This window comes from Streptomyces sp. NPDC058620 (assembly GCF_042717135.1).
GTDB lineage: Bacteria > Actinomycetota > Actinomycetes > Streptomycetales > Streptomycetaceae > Streptomyces.
This window is the reverse complement of the sequence record NZ_JBHXQO010000014.1, coordinates 61,868-82,480: the sequence shown is the minus strand read 5'-3', so window position 1 is coordinate 82,480 and position 20,613 is coordinate 61,868. Positions and strand designations below refer to the sequence as shown.

Annotated in this window: 24 protein-coding genes; 11 read left to right on the top strand and 13 right to left on the bottom strand. The window is 71.3% G+C overall.

The window, feature by feature from the left end:
* Positions 1-175 precede the first annotated feature (175 nt).
* Entirely contained in the window at positions 176-1,183 is a 1,008-nt protein-coding gene (locus ACFWSK_RS16475; RefSeq protein ID WP_383785956.1) for an ABC transporter permease, read from the bottom strand.
* A gap of 113 nt (positions 1,184-1,296) precedes the next feature.
* Between ACFWSK_RS16475 and ACFWSK_RS16470 the strand changes: the two genes are divergently transcribed.
* From ACFWSK_RS16470 to ACFWSK_RS16435, 8 genes are all read left to right on the top strand, one after another.
* A complete protein-coding gene (locus ACFWSK_RS16470; protein ID WP_383785953.1) occupies positions 1,297-1,917 on the top strand; it encodes a TetR/AcrR family transcriptional regulator in 621 nt (206 codons plus the stop codon).
* A 137-nt stretch (positions 1,918-2,054) separates the two neighbouring features.
* Positions 2,055-2,357 carry an urease subunit gamma gene (locus tag ACFWSK_RS16465; protein ID WP_383785950.1) on the top strand — a complete coding sequence of 101 codons (303 nt, stop codon included), beginning with the start codon at positions 2,055-2,057 and terminating at the stop codon, positions 2,355-2,357.
* A 15-nt stretch (positions 2,358-2,372) separates the two neighbouring features.
* Positions 2,373-2,684 (top strand): urease subunit beta, encoded by a 312-nt coding sequence (locus tag ACFWSK_RS16460; protein WP_383785948.1) that lies wholly within the window; start codon positions 2,373-2,375, stop codon positions 2,682-2,684.
* Entirely contained in the window at positions 2,677-4,398 is a 1,722-nt protein-coding gene (locus ACFWSK_RS16455) for an urease subunit alpha (protein ID WP_383785945.1), read from the top strand. Before ACFWSK_RS16460 ends, ACFWSK_RS16455 begins: the two co-directional genes overlap by 8 nt.
* A 31-nt stretch (positions 4,399-4,429) precedes the next feature.
* Positions 4,430-5,092 carry an urease accessory protein UreF gene (locus tag ACFWSK_RS16450; protein WP_383785942.1) on the top strand — a complete coding sequence of 221 codons (663 nt, stop codon included), beginning with the start codon at positions 4,430-4,432 and terminating at the stop codon, positions 5,090-5,092.
* A gap of 23 nt (positions 5,093-5,115) precedes the next feature.
* Positions 5,116-5,793: an urease accessory protein UreG gene (gene ureG, locus ACFWSK_RS16445; RefSeq protein WP_383785939.1), complete on the top strand. Its 678-nt coding sequence runs from the start codon at positions 5,116-5,118 to the stop codon at positions 5,791-5,793.
* Complete coding sequence (locus ACFWSK_RS16440) at positions 5,790-6,557, top strand: urease accessory protein UreD (RefSeq protein WP_383785935.1); 768 nt, start codon at positions 5,790-5,792, stop codon at positions 6,555-6,557. The genes ureG and ACFWSK_RS16440 overlap by 4 nt, the downstream gene beginning before the upstream one ends.
* A gap of 162 nt (positions 6,558-6,719) precedes the next feature.
* On the top strand, positions 6,720-8,297 hold the full coding sequence (locus tag ACFWSK_RS16435) for an alpha/beta hydrolase (protein ID WP_383785931.1): 1,578 nt from the start codon (positions 6,720-6,722) through the stop codon (positions 8,295-8,297).
* Positions 8,298-8,363: 66 nt separating this feature from the next.
* Here the strand turns inward: ACFWSK_RS16435 and ACFWSK_RS16430 are convergent, their stop codons facing one another.
* The 7 genes from ACFWSK_RS16430 to ACFWSK_RS16400 form a co-directional block, all read right to left on the bottom strand.
* The gene (locus tag ACFWSK_RS16430) at positions 8,364-9,410 is read right to left on the bottom strand and encodes an NAD-dependent epimerase/dehydratase family protein (protein WP_383785928.1); all 1,047 of its coding nucleotides are present in this window, start codon (positions 9,408-9,410) and stop codon (positions 8,364-8,366) included.
* Between the two features lie 64 nt (positions 9,411-9,474).
* On the bottom strand, positions 9,475-10,185 hold the full coding sequence (locus ACFWSK_RS16425) for a lysophospholipid acyltransferase family protein (protein WP_383785925.1): 711 nt from the start codon (positions 10,183-10,185) through the stop codon (positions 9,475-9,477).
* A gap of 170 nt (positions 10,186-10,355) precedes the next feature.
* The gene (locus tag ACFWSK_RS16420; RefSeq protein WP_383785922.1) at positions 10,356-10,514 is read right to left on the bottom strand and encodes a hypothetical protein; all 159 of its coding nucleotides are present in this window, start codon (positions 10,512-10,514) and stop codon (positions 10,356-10,358) included.
* A gap of 66 nt (positions 10,515-10,580) precedes the next feature.
* Positions 10,581-11,531: a cytochrome c oxidase assembly protein gene (locus tag ACFWSK_RS16415; protein WP_383785920.1), complete on the bottom strand. Its 951-nt coding sequence runs from the start codon at positions 11,529-11,531 to the stop codon at positions 10,581-10,583.
* A gap of 111 nt (positions 11,532-11,642) precedes the next feature.
* A complete protein-coding gene (locus tag ACFWSK_RS16410; RefSeq protein ID WP_383785917.1) occupies positions 11,643-12,668 on the bottom strand; it encodes a 6-phosphofructokinase in 1,026 nt (341 codons plus the stop codon).
* A 141-nt stretch (positions 12,669-12,809) separates the two neighbouring features.
* Positions 12,810-13,538 carry a type 1 glutamine amidotransferase gene (locus tag ACFWSK_RS16405; protein WP_383785914.1) on the bottom strand — a complete coding sequence of 243 codons (729 nt, stop codon included), beginning with the start codon at positions 13,536-13,538 and terminating at the stop codon, positions 12,810-12,812.
* Positions 13,539-13,572: 34 nt separating this feature from the next.
* Complete coding sequence (locus ACFWSK_RS16400) at positions 13,573-14,811, bottom strand: MurT ligase domain-containing protein (RefSeq protein ID WP_173310908.1); 1,239 nt, start codon at positions 14,809-14,811, stop codon at positions 13,573-13,575.
* A gap of 115 nt (positions 14,812-14,926) precedes the next feature.
* Between ACFWSK_RS16400 and def the strand changes: the two genes are divergently transcribed.
* Positions 14,927-15,472: a peptide deformylase gene (def, locus tag ACFWSK_RS16395; RefSeq protein ID WP_383785911.1), complete on the top strand. Its 546-nt coding sequence runs from the start codon at positions 14,927-14,929 to the stop codon at positions 15,470-15,472.
* Between the two features lie 7 nt (positions 15,473-15,479).
* Here def and ACFWSK_RS16390 read toward each other — a convergent pair whose 3' ends face one another.
* Positions 15,480-16,130, bottom strand: a complete 651-nt coding sequence (locus tag ACFWSK_RS16390; protein ID WP_383785909.1) for a TetR family transcriptional regulator — start codon at positions 16,128-16,130, stop codon at positions 15,480-15,482.
* A 173-nt stretch (positions 16,131-16,303) separates the two neighbouring features.
* On the opposite strand from ACFWSK_RS16390, the gene ACFWSK_RS16385 reads away from it, so the two are divergent.
* Positions 16,304-17,533 (top strand): acyl-CoA dehydrogenase family protein, encoded by a 1,230-nt coding sequence (locus tag ACFWSK_RS16385; RefSeq protein WP_383785906.1) that lies wholly within the window; start codon positions 16,304-16,306, stop codon positions 17,531-17,533.
* A gap of 102 nt (positions 17,534-17,635) precedes the next feature.
* Here the strand turns inward: ACFWSK_RS16385 and ACFWSK_RS16380 are convergent, their stop codons facing one another.
* Genes ACFWSK_RS16380 through ACFWSK_RS16370 form a run of 3 tightly spaced genes read right to left on the bottom strand, consistent with a single transcriptional unit; the run spans position 17,636 to position 19,343 of the window.
* Entirely contained in the window at positions 17,636-18,124 is a 489-nt protein-coding gene (locus ACFWSK_RS16380) for a glutathione peroxidase (RefSeq protein WP_383785902.1), read from the bottom strand.
* A gap of 32 nt (positions 18,125-18,156) precedes the next feature.
* The gene (locus ACFWSK_RS16375; protein WP_383786163.1) at positions 18,157-18,702 is read right to left on the bottom strand and encodes a GNAT family N-acetyltransferase; all 546 of its coding nucleotides are present in this window, start codon (positions 18,700-18,702) and stop codon (positions 18,157-18,159) included.
* A 59-nt stretch (positions 18,703-18,761) separates the two neighbouring features.
* Positions 18,762-19,343 (bottom strand): helix-turn-helix domain-containing protein, encoded by a 582-nt coding sequence (locus ACFWSK_RS16370; RefSeq protein WP_383785899.1) that lies wholly within the window; start codon positions 19,341-19,343, stop codon positions 18,762-18,764.
* Positions 19,344-19,464: 121 nt separating this feature from the next.
* On the opposite strand from ACFWSK_RS16370, the gene ACFWSK_RS16365 reads away from it, so the two are divergent.
* The gene (locus ACFWSK_RS16365; protein ID WP_383786160.1) at positions 19,465-19,695 is read left to right on the top strand and encodes a DUF6011 domain-containing protein; all 231 of its coding nucleotides are present in this window, start codon (positions 19,465-19,467) and stop codon (positions 19,693-19,695) included.
* Positions 19,696-19,739: 44 nt separating this feature from the next.
* Here ACFWSK_RS16365 and ACFWSK_RS16360 read toward each other — a convergent pair whose 3' ends face one another.
* Positions 19,740-20,612, bottom strand: coding sequence for an acyl-CoA thioesterase (locus ACFWSK_RS16360; protein ID WP_383786158.1), 873 nt, complete (start codon positions 20,610-20,612; stop codon positions 19,740-19,742).
* Between the last annotated feature and the right edge of the window lies 1 nt (position 20,613).

Genomic DNA, 20,613 nt, shown 5'->3' with positions numbered 1-20,613 from the left:
TCCCCGCCGCGCCCCCCCCGGCCCCCCCCCCCGGGCCCCCCGGCTTTCCCGCCCCCCGCGGCCGGGCCCGCAACCGCGCCCCCCCCCCCCCCCCGCGGGGGGGGGGCCCCCCGGCGGCCCGATGCACGCGTCAGGGCGTCAGGGGCGTCAGGGCTGGCGTCAGTGCCTCACGGCGTCAGTGCGTCGGGGCGGGCCCTGGTGTGACGACCGTCGGGGCGGCCTCGTCCTCGCCGCGGCGCCGTCCGCCCAGGACGACGGCGGCCAGGCCGGCCACCGACCACAGTGCGAGGGTTAGTGCCGGGCCGCCGGCCGCGTTGCCGTCGAAGAAGGCGACCGACCGCAGCAGCGATCCGCCCGCGCCCGGCGGCAGCCACTGGCCGATCACGCCGACGGGGCCGGGAAGCATCTCGGGTGCGCTGGTGACACCGGAGAACGAGTTGCCGAGCAGCACCATGAGGAGTGCGCCGAGGCCGATGCCCTTCGGCCCCAGGAGGGCGGCGAGTCCTGCCACGGCCGAACCGATGGCCAGTACGGTCAGCGCGAGCACGCCGGCCTCGGCCCACCAGTCGCCGGCCAGTACCCCGAGCCAGCTGTGCGCCAGGGCCGCGGCGGTGATGCCGACCAGCGCCGCCGCGCCGGTCAGGGCGAGAGCGGCCCGGGTGCCCCGCAGCCCCAGGAGGGTCACGACGGCTCCGGCCGCGACCCCGGCGATGGCCAGGGGCAGGGCGCTCGCGCCGAGGGCGCTGCCGCGTGGATCGCTCGCCGGGGCCTTCACGACGTCGGTGACCGGGATGTCGGTGCCGGGCGGCGCCGACGCGGCGACGGCCTCACGCAGCAACTGGGCCACCACGGGGCCGGCCGCGGTGGCGGTGAGCAGCCGGGGGCCGACGGGCGTGGCGACGACGGCGCCGTATACGACCCGGTCCTCGATCGCGGCGCGGGCCCCGGCCTCGTCCTCGTAGCGGTGGATCTCGAAGGCGCCCGCGCGCTGTTCGATCCGCTCCTGGAGCCGGTCGGCGGCAGGGGCGGCTCCGGCGATCCCGACGGGAAGATCGCGTGGGGCGATCCGCGCGGCGGGCCAGGCGAAGGCCCACAGGGCCAGGGCCACCACCATGGGGACGAGAAGGATCACCGCCACGGTGCGGCGATTGCGCTCGGAGGAGGTGAGCGGCGCGTGAGGCATGAGGGGGGCCTCCAATCGGGAGTCATAGAGAAGGATCGTTCGTTTTAGATACTTCACTGTCGCGTCGATACTCGCGGGTTGTCAAGAAGGAACGTTCGTTTTAGGTTGAGGCCATGGCTCGTGTATCCCAGGAACACCTAGACGCCCGTCGCCGCCAGATCCTCCAGGGCGCGGCCCGCTGCTTCGCCCGTGACGGCTTCCACGGCACCTCGATGCAGGACGTGCTGAAGGAGGTCGGGCTCTCGGCCGGGGCCGTGTACCGGTACTTCACCGGCAAGGACGACCTGATCGCGGCCATCGCGGGAGAGGCGGTCGGCGGAGTGCGCCGCGCCTTCGAGGAGGCCGCCCGCACCACCCCGCCGCCCACGCCCGATGTGCTCATCGGCCGGGTCACCCGCGCGCTTTTCACGGGCGGGCCGTTCGGCCTCGACCCGCGGGCGTACGCGGGTCTGATCGTCCAGGTCTGGTCGGAGACCCTGCGCAGCGAACGGCTCGGCACGACACTCGGCGAGGCGTACGGCGGCCTCCGGGCGGCCTGGGCCGAGCTGGTGGAGGCGTACCGCGCCAACGGCATGCTCCGCGCCGATCCGCCCGCCGACCGCGTCGCCCGCACGCTGATCGCGACGGCCCAGGGCTTCATCGTCCAGCTGGCGCTGTTCGGGGACGTGGAGCCGGAGGTCCTGGAGGACGGTCTGCGGGGGCTCATGTCCATGGAAATGCAAAGGGCCAGTTAACGCGCCGGAAAAACTTCCGCCTTAACGTGCAATACCTCGCCGCAGGACCCCGCTTCAAGATCAACAGACCGTTGAAGGCGGATAGGGTCCCGCTGCGTCCAGGGCAGGTACTGGGCGGAAGACGAAGAGGTGGAAGCGTGCAACTCACCCCGCACGAGCAGGAGCGCCTGCTCATCCATGTGGCGGCCGACGTGGCGGAGAAGCGCCGGGCGCGCGGACTGCGGCTCAATCACCCGGAGGCCGTCGCCCTGATCGCCGCGCATCTGCTGGAGGGTGCGCGCGACGGCCGTACGGTCTCCGAACTGATGGCGTCCGGAAGGAAGTTGCTCACCAGGGACGACGTCATGGAGGGCATTCCCGAGATGATCCACGACGTCCAGGTCGAGGCCACCTTCCCCGACGGCACCAAGCTCGTCACCGTCCACGACCCGATCGTCTGACGGGGGAGCGCAGCGATGATTCCCGGAGAGATCCTGTACGCGGACGAGCCCGTGCCGCTCAACGAGGGCCGTGCCGTCACCCGCCTCACCGTCCTCAACGCCGCCGACCGGCCCGTCCAGGTCGGCTCGCACTACCACTTCGCCGAGGCCAACCCCGGCCTGGACTTCGACCGCGCCGCCGCCCGCGGGCAGCGGCTCAACATCGCCGCCGGAACCGCCGTCCGCTTCGAGCCCGGCATTCCCGTCGACGTCGAACTCGTCCCGATCGCAGGACTGCGCGTCGTCCACGGACTGCGCGGCGAAACCGGAGGTGCCCTCGATGCCTGAGCTCCACCGCGCGGTCTACGCCGACCTGTTCGGACCCACCACCGGCGACCGCATCCGGCTCGCCGACACCGACCTGTTCGCCGAGATCGAGGAGGACCGCTCCGGCGGCCCCGGACTCGCCGGTGACGAAGCGGTGTTCGGCGGCGGCAAGGTGATCCGCGAGTCGATGGGGCAGGCGCGCACCAGCCGCGCCGAAGGCGCTCCCGACACCGTGATAACCGGCGCCGTCGTCATCGACCACTGGGGCATCGTCAAGGCGGACATCGGCATCCGGGACGGCCGGATCACCGGGATCGGCAAGGCCGGCAACCCCGACACGATGGACGGGGTGCACCCCGACCTGGTCATCGGGCCAGAGACCGAGATCATCGCCGGGAACGGCAAGGTACTGACCGCGGGCGCCGTCGACGCGCACGTCCACTTCATCTCGCCGACCATCGTCGACCAGGCGCTGTCCGCCGGAGTCACCACCCTCGTGGGCGGCGGCACCGGACCGGCCGAGGGCACCAAGGCCACCACGGTCACCCCCGGCGCCTGGCACCTTGCCCGGATGTTCGAGGCGCTGGAGAGCTACCCGGTCAACATCGGGCTGCTCGGCAAGGGCAACACGATGTCCGGCGACGCGATGCGCGCCCAACTCCGGGGCGGGGCGCTCGGGTTCAAGATCCACGAGGACTGGGGGGCCACACCCGCCGTCATCGACGCCTGTCTGAAGGTGTGCGAGGAGAGCGGCGCCCAGCTCGCCATCCACACGGACACCCTCAACGAGGCCGGTTTCGTCGGTGACACCCTCGCCGCCATCGCTGGACGCACGATCCACGCGTACCACACCGAAGGCGCTGGCGGGGGGCACGCTCCCGACATCATCACCGTGGTCTCGGAGCCGTACATCCTGCCGAGCTCCACCAACCCGACCCGGCCGCACACCGTCAACACCATCGAGGAACACCTCGACATGCTGATGGTCTGCCACCACCTCAACCCGGCCGTGCCGGAGGACCTGGCCTTCGCCGAATCGCGGATCAGGCCCTCGACCATCGCCGCCGAGGACATCCTCCACGACCTCGGCGCGATCTCGATCATCTCCTCCGACTCCCAGGCGATGGGCCGCGTCGGCGAAGTCGTCATGCGTACCTGGCAGACCGCGCACGTGATGAAGAAGCGGCGCGGCGCCCTGCCGGGCGACGGGCGGGCCGACAACCGCCGCATCCGTCGCTATGTCGCCAAATACACCATCAACCCCGCGGTGGCCCAGGGCCTGGACCGGGAGATCGGCTCCGTCGAGACCGGCAAGCTCGCCGACCTCGTCCTCTGGGACCCGGCGTTCTTCGGGGTCAAACCGCAGACGGTCATCAAGGGCGGACAGATCGCCTACGCGCAGATGGGCGACGCCAACGCGTCCATTCCCACCCCGCAGCCGGTCATGCCCCGGCCGATGTTCGGCGCACTCGGCCGCGCGCCCGCCGCCAACTCGTTCAACTTCGTGGCGGGCGCCGCCATCGAGGACGGGCTGCCGGAACGCCTCGGCCTCGGCAAACGCTTCGTCCCGATCACCAGCACCCGTGGCGTCACCAAGGCTGACATGCGGGAGAACGACGCGCTGCCCCAGGTCCAGGTCGACCCGGACAGCTTCGCCGTCACCATCGACGGTGAGCCGGTCGTCCCCGCACCGGCCGCCGAACTCCCCATGGCACAGCGCTACTTCCTCTTCTGACGCCTCCAGCTGTCCTGATCGAAAGTCATCCATGACGCGCGCAGCGCTGCTCGTCCTCGCCGACGGCCGGTTCCCCGCCGGTGGCCACGCCCACTCCGGTGGCGCCGAACCGGCCGTCAAGGCAGGACGCATCCGTAACGCCGACGACCTCGCCGACTTCTGCCGGGGCCGGCTCCACACCACCGGACTCACCTCCGCCGCACTCGCCGCGGCGGCCGCCCACGGCCTCGACCCGCTGGCGCTCGACGAGGCCGCCGATGCCCGCACCCCCTCACCCGCCCTGCGGGCCGTCGCGCGCAAGCTCGGCCGCCAGCTGATGCGGGCCGCACGGGCCACCTGGCCCAGCGACGAACTGGCCGCGCTCGCCGCCGCCCGGCCGCGCGGCGCCCACCAGCCCGTCGTCCTCGGCCTCACCGCGCGGTCCGCGGGACTCGGGCCCGAGGATGCCGCGCACTGCGTCGCGTACGAGACGGTCAGCGGGCCGGCCACCGCGGTCGTCCGGCTGCTCTCCCTCGACCCCTTCGAGGCCACCGCCGTCCTCGCCCGCCTCGCCCCCGAACTCGACCGGGTCGCCGGGCAGGCCGCCACCGCCGCTCGCCTCGGCCTCGACGCGCTGCCCGCCGCTTCGGCACCGCTGCTCGACATCGCCGCCGAAGCGCACGCCGCCTGGCCGGTCCGCCTCTTCGCCTCGTAACCTCACCCTTCAGGAGCCGCCCCATGCACCTCGACCACAGCCACGACGGCCCGGCCGCCGTGAGCGCCGACGCCGCACGACCCGACGGCACCCGGCGCGCCCTGCGCATCGGACTCGGCGGTCCGGTCGGCTCCGGCAAGACCGCGACCGTCGCCGCCCTCTGCCGCACCTTGCGCGACCAGCTGTCCATCGCCGTCGTCACCAACGACATCTACACCCGCGAGGACGCCGCGTTCCTGCTGCGCAACGCCGTCCTGCCGCCCGAGCGCATCCAGGCCGTCGAGACCGGGGCCTGCCCGCACACCGCGATCCGCGACGACATCTCCGCCAACCTCGAAGCCGTCGAGGACCTGGAGGACGCGGTCGGCCCCCTCGATCTCATCCTGGTCGAGTCCGGCGGCGACAACCTCACCGCCACGTTCTCCAGGGGACTGGTCGACGCCCAGGTCTTCGTCATCGATGTGGCGGGCGGCGACGACATCCCCCGCAAGGGCGGCCCCGGTGTGACCACCGCCGACCTCCTCGTCATCAACAAGACCGACCTCGCCCCGTACGTCGGCTCCGACCTTGGCCGGATGGCCCGGGACGCCGCCGAGCAGCGGGGCGAACTGCCCGTGGTCTTCACCTCCCTGACGTCCGGCGACGGCGTCCGCCCCGTCGCCGACTGGGTGCGCGCACAGCTCGCCGCCTGGACCGCATGAGTGTCCAGGCCACGGCCCGTATCACCGCGGTCCCCGACGGCAGGGGCGCCACCGCGCTGCCCGTCCTGGAGAGCAGCGGACCTCTCGCCCTGCGCCGTACCCGGTCCCCGCTCGCCCCGTACGCCCGCGTCACCGTCGTCGGTGCCATGACCGCACCCCTCGGCGGTGACCGGCTCGCCATCGCGGCGGACATCGGGGACGGCGCGCGACTGACCGTCGACGCGGCGGCCGCCACCGTCGCCCTTCCCGGAGCTGCGCAGGACGCCGGGCCCGCGACGTACGACGTGCGGCTGACCGTGGGGGAGGGCGCGGAGCTCCGCTGGCTCCCTGAGCAGCTCGTCTCCGCGTACGGCAGCGAGCTGCGCATGACCACCCGGGCCGAACTCGCCTCCTCCGCACGCCTGGTGCTGCGGGAGGAACAGATCCTCGGCCGGCACGGCGAGACGACCGGCACGCTCACCACCCGGCTCACCGTGCGACGCGCCGGCCGGCCGCTGCTGGACCAGCAACTCGCCTACGGTCCGGGCGCGCCAGGCGGCTGGGACGGCGGGGCCGTACTCGGCGGACACCGGGCCGTCGGACAGCTCCTGGTCGTGGACCCGGACTTCGAGGAGGCGTGCCCGGAGTCCCGGCTGCTGTCCCCGACCGCCGCACTCACCCGGCTCGCCGGACCAGCCGTGCTGGTGACCGCCGTGGCGGCCGACGCACGGCTCCTGCGCGGGGTGCTGGACGAGGCCCTGCGCGTCCTGACAGCCCGCGACTGAGGGGGAGTTCGCTGAGCGGGACCGGGGTCACCGGTTATTGGTTCGGTAAAGAAACATGTGTACGCCCTGTTGTCAGGAACCCCACAGACGAAAGGATCTGCCGGAAGTCCCGATGAACAGCGCCGCCACCCCGCGGCGCATCGGATATGGGGGAGGTTCCACTTGAGACGCACAGCAGTGCTCGGTTCGGCCGGCACTCTGCTCGCGGGCACGCTCATAGCGGGCGCGATAGCCGCACCGGCGGCCGGCGCCGACGGGCGTCACCACAGCGGCTCCGAGGCGTACGGCGTCAAGCTCGCCGCCGCACGCGCGGCGCAGGCCGGTATCGACTGGCAGGACTGCCCCGCGGACTGGGCGCTCTCCAAGCCCATCCAGTGCGGCTGGGTGACCGTCCCGCTCGACTACGCGAAGCCGAACGGCAAGAAGATCGAGCTGGCCGTGGACCGGGCCGTCAGCACCGGCACCGCGGCGGAGCGCCAGGGCGCTCTCGTCTACAACCCGGGCGGCCCCGGCGGTTCGGGGCTCAGGTTCCCGAACAGGATCGTCACGAAGAACCCGCTCTGGGTGAAGACCTCGAAGGCGTACGACTTCGTCGGATTCGACCCGCGCGGTGTCGGCCACTCGGCGCCGATCTCCTGCATCGACCCGCAGGAGTTCGTCAAGGCCCCGAAGGCGGACCCGGTCCCGGACAACGAGGCCGACAAGCGCGCGCAGCGCAAGCTGGCCGCCGAGTACGCGGACGGCTGTGCCGAGCGCAGCGGCGAGATGCTGCCGCACATGACCACACCCAACACCGCGCGCGACCTGGACGTCATCCGCGCCGCGCTCGGTGAGAAGAAGCTCAACTTCCTGGGCGTCTCCTACGGCACCTACCTGGGTGCGGTCTACGGCACGCTCTTCCCGACCCATGTGCGCCGCATGGTCGTCGACAGCGTGGTCAACCCGGCGAAGGACAACATCTGGTACGAGGCCAACCTCAACCAGGACATCGCCTTCCAGATGCGCTGGAACGACTGGAAGGCGTGGGTCGCCAAGAACGACGCCACCTTCCACATCGGTGACACGCCGGAGAAGGTCGAGCAGGCGTGGCTGGAGCTGCGCTCCGCCGCCAAGAAGGACCCGATCGGCGGGGTCGTCGGCCCCGCCGAGCTCATCGGCTTCTTCCAGAGCGCCCCGTACTACGACTCCAGCTGGGCGCCCGTCGCCCGGGTCTGGAGCGCCTACCGGGGTGGCGACACCCAGGCACTGGTCGACGCCGCGGGCCCCGACATGTCGGACCTCGCGGGCAACGCGTCCGCGGAGAACGGCAACGCCGTCTACACGGCCGTCGAGTGCGCGGACGCCAAGTGGCCCACGAACTGGCAGCGGTGGGACCGGGACAACACCCGGCTGCACAAGGACTACCCGTTCATGACCTGGGCCAACGCCTGGATGAACCTGCCCTGTTCGACCTGGTCGGCCAAGCAGCAGACGCCGCTGGAGGTCAAGACCGGCAAGGGTCTGCCGACCGTGCTCATCGTGCAGGCCACGCGTGACGCGGCCACTCCGTACGAGGGAGCCGTCGAGCTGCACAAGCGCTTCAAGGGCTCGCGTCTCATCACCGAGAAGGACGCCGGTTCGCACGGCGTCACGGGTGTGCTCAACCCCTGCGTCAACGAGCGGGTGGACACCTACCTGCTCACCGGGGAGACCGACCGGCACGACGTGACGTGCGCCCCGCACGCCACACCGAAGCCGTAAGCACCTCCGTCACGGGGCGAGGGGCGGCCGGACGCACATCCGGCCGCCCCACGCCTGCCCCGGGTCTCACACGCCCCGGTCGTACGCCTCCAGCCAGGCGTCCTCCGCCGCGTAGTCGAAGATGTCGCCGTAGTTCCGTGCCATCTTCGGGAAGGCGTCCTTCCAGTCCCGGCCGTCGAGCCGCCCGGCGAGCCAGGCCACGGTCTCCGGAAGCGACTCCGCGTAGCCGGTCACCGGCCGGTAGCCGAGCTCCCGCTCCGCCGCCGTCATGTCGTACACGATGTCGTGCGCCGCGCTCCACGGGGTCTCTCCGACCCGGCCCGGGGCCGGCGCACCCGCCAGCAGCACGGTCTCGGTCTTCGTGCCGAGCACCTCGTCGACTGCCGTCCCGATCTCGGCGACCGTCGGAGCCTCGGGGTCCGCCGCGTTCAGCACACGGCTGCCGGGCCGGAGCGCGGCAAGCCGGATCAGCTCAGCCACATTCGACACATGGACGGGATGGAAGCGGCTGGTGCCCCCGTAGGCGAGCACCCGGCGTGTCCGGCCGTCGACGGCGCGCTTGACGAAGTACAGCTCGCGCGGGGTGCGGCAGTGCGGCCCGTGAACGGCCCCCGCCCGCAGCAGCGTCACCGGAAGGGCGTCCGCGGCGGCCAGCAGCTCCCGCTCCAGGCGGATCTTGCGCGTCGCGTACGTCCCGTCACCCGGCGCCACGGTGGCGAGGGACTCCGGAATCGGCTCCGGGTAGTGCGGGCCCCCGTCGGGACGGTCCTGGGTGTCGAAGCTGCGGCCCCGGCCGTCCTCGTACACCGCGCCGCTGGAGATGACCACCGCCGAACCGATCCGGTCCGCGAGACCGGTCAGCTGCCGGGCGTGTGCCCCGTCGAACGCCACCATGTCGACCAGGACGTCACAGCCCTCGCCCAGGGCCGCCGCGAGCGCCCCGTCCTCGTCCTGGTCGAGGCGGACACCGCGAACCCCGTCGGGCCAGGTGCCGTCCCGGCCGCCGCCGTGCGAGGCCGCCGTCACCTCCCAGCCGTCCTCGACGAGCGCCGTGACGGCCGCCCGCCCGATCTGTCCTGTCGCGCCGAGCACGTACGCGTTTCCTCTGCTCATGAGGGAGACGCTAGGGCGCGGGCCGCCGCCGGGCCACGAAGCTTCGCTGAGCGCAGATCGGCGGTCAGCGCCGCAGTCGCGGGAACTTCTTCGGCTGGTCCGCCTGCGCGGCCTTCACCTTGGCCGCGTACTCGTCGACGTACTCCTGGCCGGACAGACCGAGGATCGCGTACATGATCTCGTCCGTGACGGCCCGGATCGCCGCCTTCTGGTCCTCCAGGCCGGCGTACCTGGAGAAGTCGAGCGGCTCACCGAAACGGATCGTGACCTGCTTGATCCGCGGGACGACCTTGCCGGGCGGCTGGATCTCGAAGGTGCCGACCATCGCGCACGGGACCACCGGCACGCCCGCCCTGATCGCCATCACGGCGACCCCGACCTTGCCCTTGTACAGCCGGCCGTCGTGCGAGCGGGTGCCTTCCGGATAGATCCCCAGCAGCTCGCCCTTGGCCAGTACGCCGAGCCCTTCGCGGATCGCGGCCTGACCTGCGTTCTTGCCGGAGCGGTCCACCGGAATCTGCCCCGCGCTGCGGAAGAAGGCGGCGGTCAGTCTGCCCTTGAGACCGGGTCCCGTGAAGTACTCCGCCTTCGCGAGAAAAGTGATGCGGCGCTTGATGATCGCGGGCATCAGGAAGTGGTCGGAGAACGACAGGTGATTACCGGCGACGATGGCCGCCCCATCAGCGGGAATGTGTTCCAGTCCCTCGATCCGTGGCCGGAACAACAGGCGCAGGACCGGTCCCAGCACAACGTATTTCAGGACGTAATAGAACACGGAGGGTGCACCTCGCTCTGCCAGTCGGCTCAGGGCTGTGTCGTGCCAGGTCATCGTGGTGCGGGGAGACCGTCAGTCTAAGGCGCCCCCCGCGAGCGCGGGGCCGTACTGATCGGTCACCACGCCGGTGCCGGACATCGACCGGTGGTGCGCCGCTCCGTCGGAGCGGATCAGTTCTCCTGCGTGGCCGCCATTCCCATCGTCGCCAGGCCCAGCACCACCCAGCCGAACCAGAGCCAGCCGTTGCTCCCCAGCGCCACCGTGTATGCCGTCACGGCAACCAGCGCCCCGAGGGTGAGCACTCCCATGGTCTTCACGGAACCGGACATGCGCGCACGCTCCTCACCGGCCGCGCGGCCGTTGAGCCCATGGTCGCCCCGTGGGGGTACTCCGCGCTACTGTCCGCGCGCCTGCAACGACGCGAGATACGCGTTGTAGGCGGCCAGCTCCTTGTCGCCGTCCCGGTCGGCCGCCCGGTCCGAGCGCTTCGCGGTCCGCTGCTCGGAGCGGTACCACTGGAAGACCAGCGCGATCAGCACCAGCACCGAGGGGATCTCGCTGAACGCCCAGGCGATACCGCCCGCCCAGTTCTGATCACTCAGCGCATCGATGCCGAGCGAGGCCGGCGGATTCTTGTACGTCTCCACCATCGGCTGGCTCGCCATCATCAGCGCGATCCCGAAGAACGCGTGGAACGGCATGCCCGCGAAGAGCTCAAGCATCCGCATCACATAGCCCGGCCGGTGCGGACCCGGGTCGATCCCCATGATCGGCCAGAAGAACACCAGGCCGACGGCGAGGAAGTGCAGCATCATCGCGAGGTGGCCGGGCTTCGATCCCATCAGGAAGTCGAAGAGCGGCGTGAAGTAGAGCGCGTACAGGCTGGCGATGAAGAGCGGGATCGTGAACACGGGATGCGTGATGATCTTCATGTACCGGCTGTGCAGCAGCATGAGGAGCACTTCGCGCGGACCGGTCCGGTCCCGCCCGGCGACCGGCAGCGCCCGCAGCGTCAGTGTCACCGGCGCGCCGAGCAGCAGCAGGATCGGCGACAGCATGCTGATCACCATGTGCTGCACCATGTGCACGCTGAACATGACCATGCCGTAGTCGTTGAGCTTGGTGCACATCACCAGGGCGATGGACAGCACACCGAGGACGAAGAAGACGATCCGGTTGACCGGCCAGCCGTCCCCGCGCCTGCGCAGCCGCAGCACGGCGTACCCGTACAGCGCGAGTGCCAGCACGCAGCCGACCAGGAAGAACGGGTCCGCGGAGAATTCCAGCCCACGTCCCAGCGTGAACGGCGGCAGATCCATGTTCATGCCGTGCCCGCTGTGGTCCATCTGTTCACTCCCGCTGGGGACATCCCCGATTCGTGCCGCTTGTCCGGGTACAGAGTAGAACTGCCCCCGGCCGCGGCTGCGGCCGGGGGCAGTCCATGGACCCCGAACGGGTCAGAGCACGCACTCGGCCTCGGCGTACCGCTCCGCCGGAACCGTCTTCAGGGTCTCCACGGCCGCCGCCAGCGGCACCATGGTGATGTCGGTGCCGCGCAGCGCCGTCATCATGCCGAACTCGCCGCGGTGCGCCGCCTCCACCGCGTGCCAGCCGAAGCGGGTGGCGAGGACCCGGTCGTACGCGGTCGGGGTACCGCCGCGCTGCACATGGCCGAGGATCACCGGGCGGGCCTCCTTGCCGAGCCGGTGCTCCAGCTCGATGGAGAGCTGCGTCGCCACTCCGGCGAAGCGCTCGTGCCCGTAGATGTCCTTGGTGCCCTGGGCGAACTCCATGGAGCCCTCGCGCGGCTTCGCGCCCTCGGCGACGACGACGATCGCGAACTTCTTGCCGGCCGAGAAGCGCTGACCGACGAGCGCGGTCAGCTCGTCGATGTCGAAGGGACGCTCCGGGACGACGATGGCGTGCGCACCGGCCGCCATGCCCGAGTGCAGGGCGATCCAGCCGGTGTGCCGGCCCATGACCTCGACGATCAGTACCCGCTGGTGCGACTCGGCCGTGGTCTTGAGCCGGTCCAGGGCGTCGGTCGCGACGCCTACGGCGGTGTCGAAGCCGAAGGTCACGTCGGTGGAGGCGATGTCGTTGTCGATCGTCTTCGGCACCCCGACGATCGGCAGACCCGCCTCGGACAGCAGATTGGCCGCCTTCAGCGTGCCCTCGCCGCCGATCGGGATCACGGCGTCCAGACCGAGGTCGGAGACATGGCCCCTGGCCCGCTCCACACCGTCACGCAGATGGGCGGGCTGGACCCGGGAGGAGCCGAGGATGGTGCCGCCACGGGCGAGGATGCCGCCGACCGCGTCGAGGTCGAGCTTGCGGTAGTCGCACTCGAGGAGGCCCCTCCAGCCGTCGTGGAAGCCGATGACCTCGTCACCGTGGTCCACCACCGCGCGGTGCACGACGGAACGGATGACGGCGTTGAGGCCGGGGCAGTCGCCGCCGGAGGTGAGCACACCAATTCGCATTGCCCGGGAAACCTTTGCAACGTGGGGCCGACGACCGGACCACGTCGTCCGGTTTGATCCCCGCCACCCTACCGGCGCAGGGTGGCGGGACCGAACCCGCCGTCCGCCTGCTGGACGCCGCTCAGTTGAGCCGAAACGGCCTCAGGCGGGCTGCGTCGCCGAGGCGATGCGCTCGGAGCGCAGCGCCTCGTACCAGCGGTCGTCCGTGGGCGGCAGCGCGTTCACGTCGAGAGCCAGTTTCAGCAGCAGATCCGCGATCAGCGGGTTGCGTGCCATCACGGGTCCGTGCATGTACGTGCCGAACACCGTGTCGTTGTACGCGCCTTCGGTGCCGTCCCCGGTGCCGTTGCCCCGGCCGAACTGGACCCGGGCGAACGGCCGTGCCGTCGGGCCGAGATGGGTGATGCCCTGGTGGTTCTCGAAACCGGTCAGGGGCGGCAGCCCCAGGTTGGGGTCGATGTCCGCGAGTACGTCGCCGACGCACCGGGCGCCCTCGCCGCGTGTGGAGACCACGTCGAGCAGACCGAGGCCCGGCTCGCGCTCACCGAGGTCGTTGATGAACTCGTGGCCGAGGATCTGGTAGCCCGCGCACACCGAGAAGATGATCGCGCCGTTGGACGCTGCCCGGCTCAGGCCGCCGTCACGGCGCAGCCGCTCCGCGGCGAGCCGCTGCGGCCGGTCCTCACCGCCACCGATCAGATAGATGTCACCGGAGGTGGGAATGGGCTGGTCGCTGCGGACGTCGACGCGCTGCACGTCGAGACCGCGCTGCCGGGCCCGGCGCTCCACCACGAGGGCGTTGCCCTGGTCGCCGTAGGTGCTGAGGAGGTCGGGGTAGACCCACACCAGCCGCAGGCTGTTGTTGCTCATGCTTCGTCCTCTCCGGAGGGGGCCGGGGCCGGGGTCAGTTGCCGACACGACGGCGCAGATCCTGGAAGGCGGTGTAGTTGGCAATGACCTCGATACGGCCGGGCGGCGCCAGCTGGACGGCCTCGTCCAGCGTCTCGCAGACCCGGAAGTCGAGACCGGCCACCTCGAGGCGTACCGCGAGGTCCAGCTTGCGGTCACCGAGCACGAAGATCGGGTGGCCGTACAGCTGGGTGTAGTCGACGTCCCAGAGCCAGGAGGTGTCCGTGCCGTCCGCGCCGCGCGCGTTGACGGAGAGGATCACCGGTGTGGGCGGCGGATCGATCAGGGAAAACGTTTCGAGCCAGCCCGCCGGGTTCTTCGCCAGCAGGAGCCGGAGCTCACGGCCGAGGAAGGTGACGACGTCGTAGCGGCCCGCCACGGCCTGCACCTGGTACATGCGCTCCAGGGCGACCTGCGGCGGCACGCCGAAGACGGCGGCGACCGCGGCCGAGCTGGTGGCGTTCGCCTTGTTCGCCCGCCCGGGCAGCTGGAGGTGGATGGGCCAGGCCGAACCGTGCGGGTCGAGCACGTAGTCGCCGTTCAGCGCCCAGCTCGGGGCGGGGCGGCGGAAACCGCACTCGCCGCAGAACCAGTCGTCGCCGGGGCGCTGCATCACACCACCGCACGAGGGGCAGGACCAGGCGTCGTCCTTCCACGCCTGACCGGCCGCCACCCACACCACGTTGGGGGAGGAGGACGCGGCCCAGACGATCAGCGGGTCGTCGGCGTTGGCGACGATCACGGCCTTCGAGCCGGACAGGCCCTCACGCCACTTCTCGGCCAGCATCCGGGTCTCCGCGGCGCGGTCCAGCTGGTCGCGCGAGAGGTTGAGCAGCGCGATCACCTTGGGTGTCGTGTCGCGGGCGACCCCGGCGAGGTACTTCTCGTCGACCTCGATCACGCCGTACTTCGCGTCCGAGCCGCCGGCCAGCGCGGAGGTGATCCCCGCCGGCATGTTGGCGCCCAGCGCGTTCGAGACGACGGGCCCTGCGGCCTGCAGTGCCTCGGCGATCAGCCTGGTGGTGGTCGTCTTGCCGTTCGTCGCCGACACGAGGATCACGTCCAGGTGCTGCGCCAGCCGCCCCAGCAGGTCGGGGTCGAGCTTGAGCGCCACCCGGCCGCCGATCACCGATCCGCTGCCGCGCCCCGCAGCGCGCGACACCGCCGCCGCGGCCTTGCCCGCCGTCACGGCGAGCTTGGCCCGCGGCGACAACGGCTCCGTGTTGCCTGCCATCGTCCTAGATCCTCCTTGCATCGGTCCGCGCCCAGCCTATCGATGTCCGGTGCCACGACCGCACCGCGGCACCACGGGGAAGGTGCGGCCCGTGGCGGAACGTACGCTTGCCGCCATGCGAAACCGCCCGATCCCCGGCAGTTCCGGACTCATTCGTGCCATGAGTCTCTTCGGCGACCCTGTCCTCCACAGCCCCTGCGAGGACGTCACCGACTTCGGGCCGGCCCTCGCCCAGCTGGTCGAGGACATGTTCGCGACGATGTACGCGGCGCAGGGTGTCGGGCTCGCCGCCAACCAGATCGGCGTCCCGCTGAAGGTGTTCGTGTACGACTGTCCGGATGACGATGATCTTCGTCACCTGGGCCATGTCGTGAATCCGAAACTGATCGAGGTGGACGGCATCACCGTACGCGGACCGGAAGGCTGTCTTTCACTTCCGGGCCTGGAGGCCGGCACCGAGCGCTTCGACCACGCCGTCGTCGACGGGGTGGATGTCGAGGGCGAACCCGTGCGGATCACCGGCACCGGTTGGTTCGCCCGGTGCCTCCAGCACGAGTGCGATCACCTCGCAGGCACCGTCTACACGGACCGGCTCACCGGACTGCGCCGCGCCAGGGCGCTGCGCGCGGTCCGGCGGGCGCCGTGGGGGCCGACCGGCTGAGCGCGGCTCAGAATCCCGGACCGCCGGGCCGGTCGCCGGCCTCGGCGAGTCTGCCCCAGAGCAGATCGGCGAGGCTGCGCACCAACTGGGCGCGTGAGCACGGGCGGTCGCCCAGCCACCAGTCGCCCGCCGCATGCATCATGCCGACGATTCCATGGCCCCAGATGCGGGCCATCTGCTCGTTGTCCGGACCGAGATCCACCCGCTCGGCGATCACCTTGCCCAGCTCCTCGCCGAGGCGGCGCAGCAGCGGGGCCGAGTGCCTGCCGACGTCGAATCCCTGCTCGGGCGAGGGGGCGGCGTCGTCGGACGGGTGCATCAGGAAGCGGTAGACCTGGGGGCGGGCCTCGATCGCCGCGAGGTAGGTGTCGAGCGTCGCCTCGACCCGCTCCCGGCGGTCGGCGGGCGCGTCGAGGGCCGCGCGCAGGGCGCTCAGCAGGGCATCGGTGTGACGTTTGGCGAGTGCGCGGTAGAGCCCGCCCTTGTCGCCGAAGTGACGGTAGAGGATGGGCTTGGTGATCCCGGCCTCGGCGGCGATCGCGTTCATCGACGCCTTGGGCCCGTCCCTGAGCACCACCCGGTCCGCCGCCTCGAGCAGTTCGCGGCGACGGCGCTCGGCCGCGCTCCGCTGACGCTCGGCCTGTCGTGCGGTCTCCATGTCGTGTCTCCCCACCCCTGGCCATGCCTTTTCTTCCCGCCTGGGCAACGTAACACCATGCTCGGGGATGACGCGGATCGGACTCCGGGTGGTTGACAGTGCCTACTTGTCGGTAACAGACTGTAGTTACCGCAAGTAACGTACGTCTATTACGGCAGTGCATGGAGGGAAACATGGCCGAGTTCACGCTCGAGCTCAACGACGACCAGAAGCAGGTCCGGGACTGGCTCCACGGCTTCGCGGCGGATGTCATCCGGCCGGCCGCTTCGGAGTGGGACGAGCGTGAGGAGACGCCCTGGCCCGTCATCCAGGAGGCCGCCAAGGTAGGCATCTACTCCCTCGACTTCTACGCCCAGCAGTTCTTCGACCCCACGGGCCTCGGCATCCCGATGGCCATGGAGGAGCTCTTCTGGGGGGACGCGGGCATCGCCCTCTCCATCGTCGGTACGGGCCTGGCGGCCGTGGGCGTCCTCGCCAACGGTACCGAGGAGCAGATCGGCACCTGGATTCCGCAGATGTACGGCGACGCGAACGACGTGAAGGTCGCCGCCTTCTGCTCATCCGAGCCGGACGCGGGCTCCGACGTGGGTGCGATGCGCACCCGCGCCGTCTACGACGAGGCCAAGGACGAGTGGGTCCTCAACGGTACGAAGACCTGGGCGACCAACGGCGGAATCGCCAACGTCCACGTCGTCGTCGCGGTCGTCGACCCGGAGCTCGGCTCCAAGGGGCACGCCTCGTTCATCGTCCCGCCGCAGACCGCTGGGCTCTCCCAGGGGCAGAAGTTCAAGAAGCACGGCATCCGTGCCTCGCACACCGCCGAGGTCGTCCTGGAGGACGTGCGGGTGCCGGGCAGCTGCCTGCTGGGCGGCAAGGAGAAGCTCGACGAGCGCATGGCCCGGGCCCGTGAGCGGGCCAGGTCCGGCGGCGGCGAGCGCGTCAAGAACGCCGCGATGGCCACCTTCGAGGCGTCCCGCCCCGCCGTCGGCGCCATGGCCGTCGGTACGGCCCGTGCCGCGTACGAGGTCGCGCTCGACTACGCCAGGACCCGTACGCAGTTCGGCCGCCCGATCATCGACAACCAGGGCATCGCCTTCCAGCTCGCCGACATGCGTACGCAGATCGACGCGGCCCGGCTGCTGGTCTGGCGCGCCTCCTGGATGGCCACCACGGGCAAGCCGTTCACCTCGGCCGAGGGCTCCATGTCGAAGCTCTACGCGAGCGAGATGGCGAAGACGGTCACGGCCCAGGCCGTCCAGATCCTCGGCGGCAACGGCTTCACCCGTGAGTACCCGGTGGAGCGGATGCACCGGGACGCCGCGATCTACACGATCTTCGAGGGCACCAGCGAGATCCAGCGCCTCGTGATCGCCCGCACGCTGTCGGGCATGCCGATCCGCTAGCGCGGTGACGGAGAGGCGCACCGGGTGCTCCGGTCACCGCTCCGTCCCCGAACGCCGGACGGGCTTGGTCTTCGAGCCCGTCCGGCGATCGAGCCCCGGGTCTCAGGCCGGCAGCTGGGCCTCGATGGCCGCGACGACCTCGGGGGCCTCGGGCTCGGTGCGCGGGCGGATGCGGGCGACCGGTTCGCCCGCCGGGGAGATCAGGAACTTCTCGAAGTTCCACTGGACGTCACCGGCGGTACCGTCGGCGTCCACGAGCTTCGTCAGCTCCGTGTACAGCGGGTGGCGGCCGTCGCCGTTGACGTCGAGCTTCTCCAGCAGCGGGAAGCTGACGCCGTACGTGGCCGAGCAGAAGCTCTGGATCTCCTCGGCGGTACCGGGCTCCTGGCCCGCGAACTGGTTGCAGGGAACACCGAGGACGGTGAAGCCGCGGTCGCCGTACTGCTTCTGGAGCCGCTCCAGACCTTCGTACTGCGGGGTGAGCCCGCACTTCGAGGCCACGTTCACCACCAGGACGGCCTGGCCCCGGTAGGCGCTGAGCGTGGTCGGCTCGCCGGTGAGCGTGTGGAGCGGGATGTCGTACAGCGTCATGGAGCTACTCCTCGGTCGCGTGGTGTCGGTCTTCATTGTGCTGCCCCGGGCGCGCCGGGGCCGCCCACTGTCCTGTAGTAGAAGGTGGTCGGCTTGAGTACACCGGCCGGGTTGCCCGCGTAGTCCGGAATGGACCCGCACTCCGTCCAGCCCGCCGAGCGGTAGAGGTGTTCGGCGGGGCTGCCCGACTCGGTGTCCAGGATCAGCAGGGTCACACCGGACGCGGCCGCCGCCTCTTCGGCGGCCGCGAGCAGACGGCGGCCGAGCCCCTGTCCGCGCGCCGAGGGCCGGACCATCAGTTTCGCCACTTCGGCGCGGTGGCGGGCGTTGGGGAGGGGCGGGCGGACCAGGCCGATGGTGCCGGCCACCCGTTCCCCGTCGCGGGCGAGCCACACCAGGTGGTGGCCCGCCTCGACGGACGCGGCCCGCTCCCGCCACCACGCGGCTGCCTCGCCGCGGTCGAGCGGAGCGAGGAAGCCGACCGAGGAACCCCCGTTGACGGTGTCCACCAGGAGGGCCGCCAGCTCATCGGCGTACGTGACCAGTTCGGGGCCGGTGACGGGGACGATCTCGGTCATGTCGCAGGTGCCTTTCTGGGCGCGGGGAGGGGCGGAGCCGTGGCCGGGGGTGGTCACGGTCACGGAAGGACGATCAGGAGGGCGTAACGGACCGGGTCGGGCCCCGGGCAGTGGAAGCGGGAGGGGCCGTGCAGCCGGAAGCGCAGGCAGTCGCCGGTGCGTACCGAGTGGAGGCTCCCGTGGACCGTGATCTCCAGTGCGCCCTCCAGAACCCAGAGGTGCTGTTCGAGGCCGGGTACGGGCGGGCCCTCGTACGAGACGGTGGCTCCCGCGTCGAGCCTGCCCTCGATGACCTCACCGCGCAGTCCCGCGTGCGGCGGCGAGACCGAACGGCGGACGAAGCCGGAAGCCTCGTCCCGCCACACGGACTGCCGCTCGGCCGGCACCAGCAGCGGCGGCTCCGTCTCCACCTCCATCAGCAGGCGTGACATGGTCCGCTCGTACACCGTGCACAACCGCCCCAGCAGGGTGGCGGTGGGGCTCAGCTCACCGCGCTCCAGCCGGGACAGCGTCGAGCGGCTCACTCCGCTGCGCCGGGACAACTCGTCGAGCGACCAGCCGTGCTCGGTGCGCAGCTCGCCCAGCCGGGCAGCCAGCCGGGCGTCCACGGAGCCGGGCTCAAGCCCCTCTGGCTCTCTCATATCAGAGAGGATATCCCTGATCGGGGATACGGTTCGGTCCGGGGCCCACTCGGTGCGGCGGGGGAGCGGCGGGTCCTGAGAGGATCGGTGCGTGCCGTCCCCCGAACCGGAGCCCCTTCCCGTGCCTCTCCCCGCGCCGCCCGCCGCGCCCGGGGCCGAACCGCTGCCCGAGACCGGCGCGGCCACGGGCCGACGCCTGGTGCGCTGCCGGATGTGCGGACGCCCCCTCACCGGTACGGCATCACGCCGCACCGGCCTGGGCCCCGCCTGCGACGCCAAACTGCACCCCGCGGCACCGGACATCCGCACGCGCCGCCACGAGGTCGACCAGGACACACTGCCGGGCATCTGAGCCGCGCGGCGGACAGGGCGGCCCCCTGCGCGGCCGCCCCGTCCCTAGGCGTCGAGCCGCCGGAACAGCCCCTCCTGCACCACCGAGACCAGCAACTGGCCCTGGCGGTCGTAGATACGGCCTCGGGCCAGCCCGCGGCCGCCCGTGGCGATCGGCGACTCCTGGTCGTACAGGAACCACTCGTCCGCCCGGAACGGCCGGTGGAACCACATCGCGTGGTCCAGCGACGCCATGTCGAAACCGCGCGGCCCCCACAGCGGCTCCACCGGAATCCGCACCGCGTCGAGCAGCGTCATGTCGCTCGCGTACGTCAGCGCGCAGGTGTGGACGAGCGGATCGTCGCCCAGCGGGCCGACCGCCCGCATCCACACGGCACTGCGCGGGTCCGCGTCCTTGATCTCCTCGTGCGTCCAGCGCAGCCGGTCCACGTAACGGATGTCGAAGGGCTGGCGCCTGGCCATCCGCTCCAGCGCCTCGGGCAGGGCGCCCAGGTGCTCACGCACCTCGTCGGCGACGGTCGGCAGCTCGTCGGGGTCGGGGACCTCGCGGGCCGGCGGCAGCTGGTGCTCGAAGCCGCCCTCCTCCGGGCGGTGGAAGGACGCCGTCAGGTTGAAGATCGTCCGGCCCTCCTGCACGGCAGTGACCCGGCGGGTGGTGAAGGACCGGCCGTCCCGTACCCGCTCGACCTCATAGACGATCGGTACGCCGGGGCGTCCCGGGCGCAGGAAGTAGGCGTGCAGCGAGTGGACCGGTCGGTCGCCGTCGGTGGTGCGGCCCGCCGCCACCAGAGCCTGCCCGGCGACCTGGCCGCCGAAGACCCGCTGGAGGGACTCCTGCGGGCTGCGGCCACGGAAGATGTTGACCTCGATCCGCTCCAGGTCGAGCAGGTCGACCAGGCGCTCGGCGGGGTTCGTCATA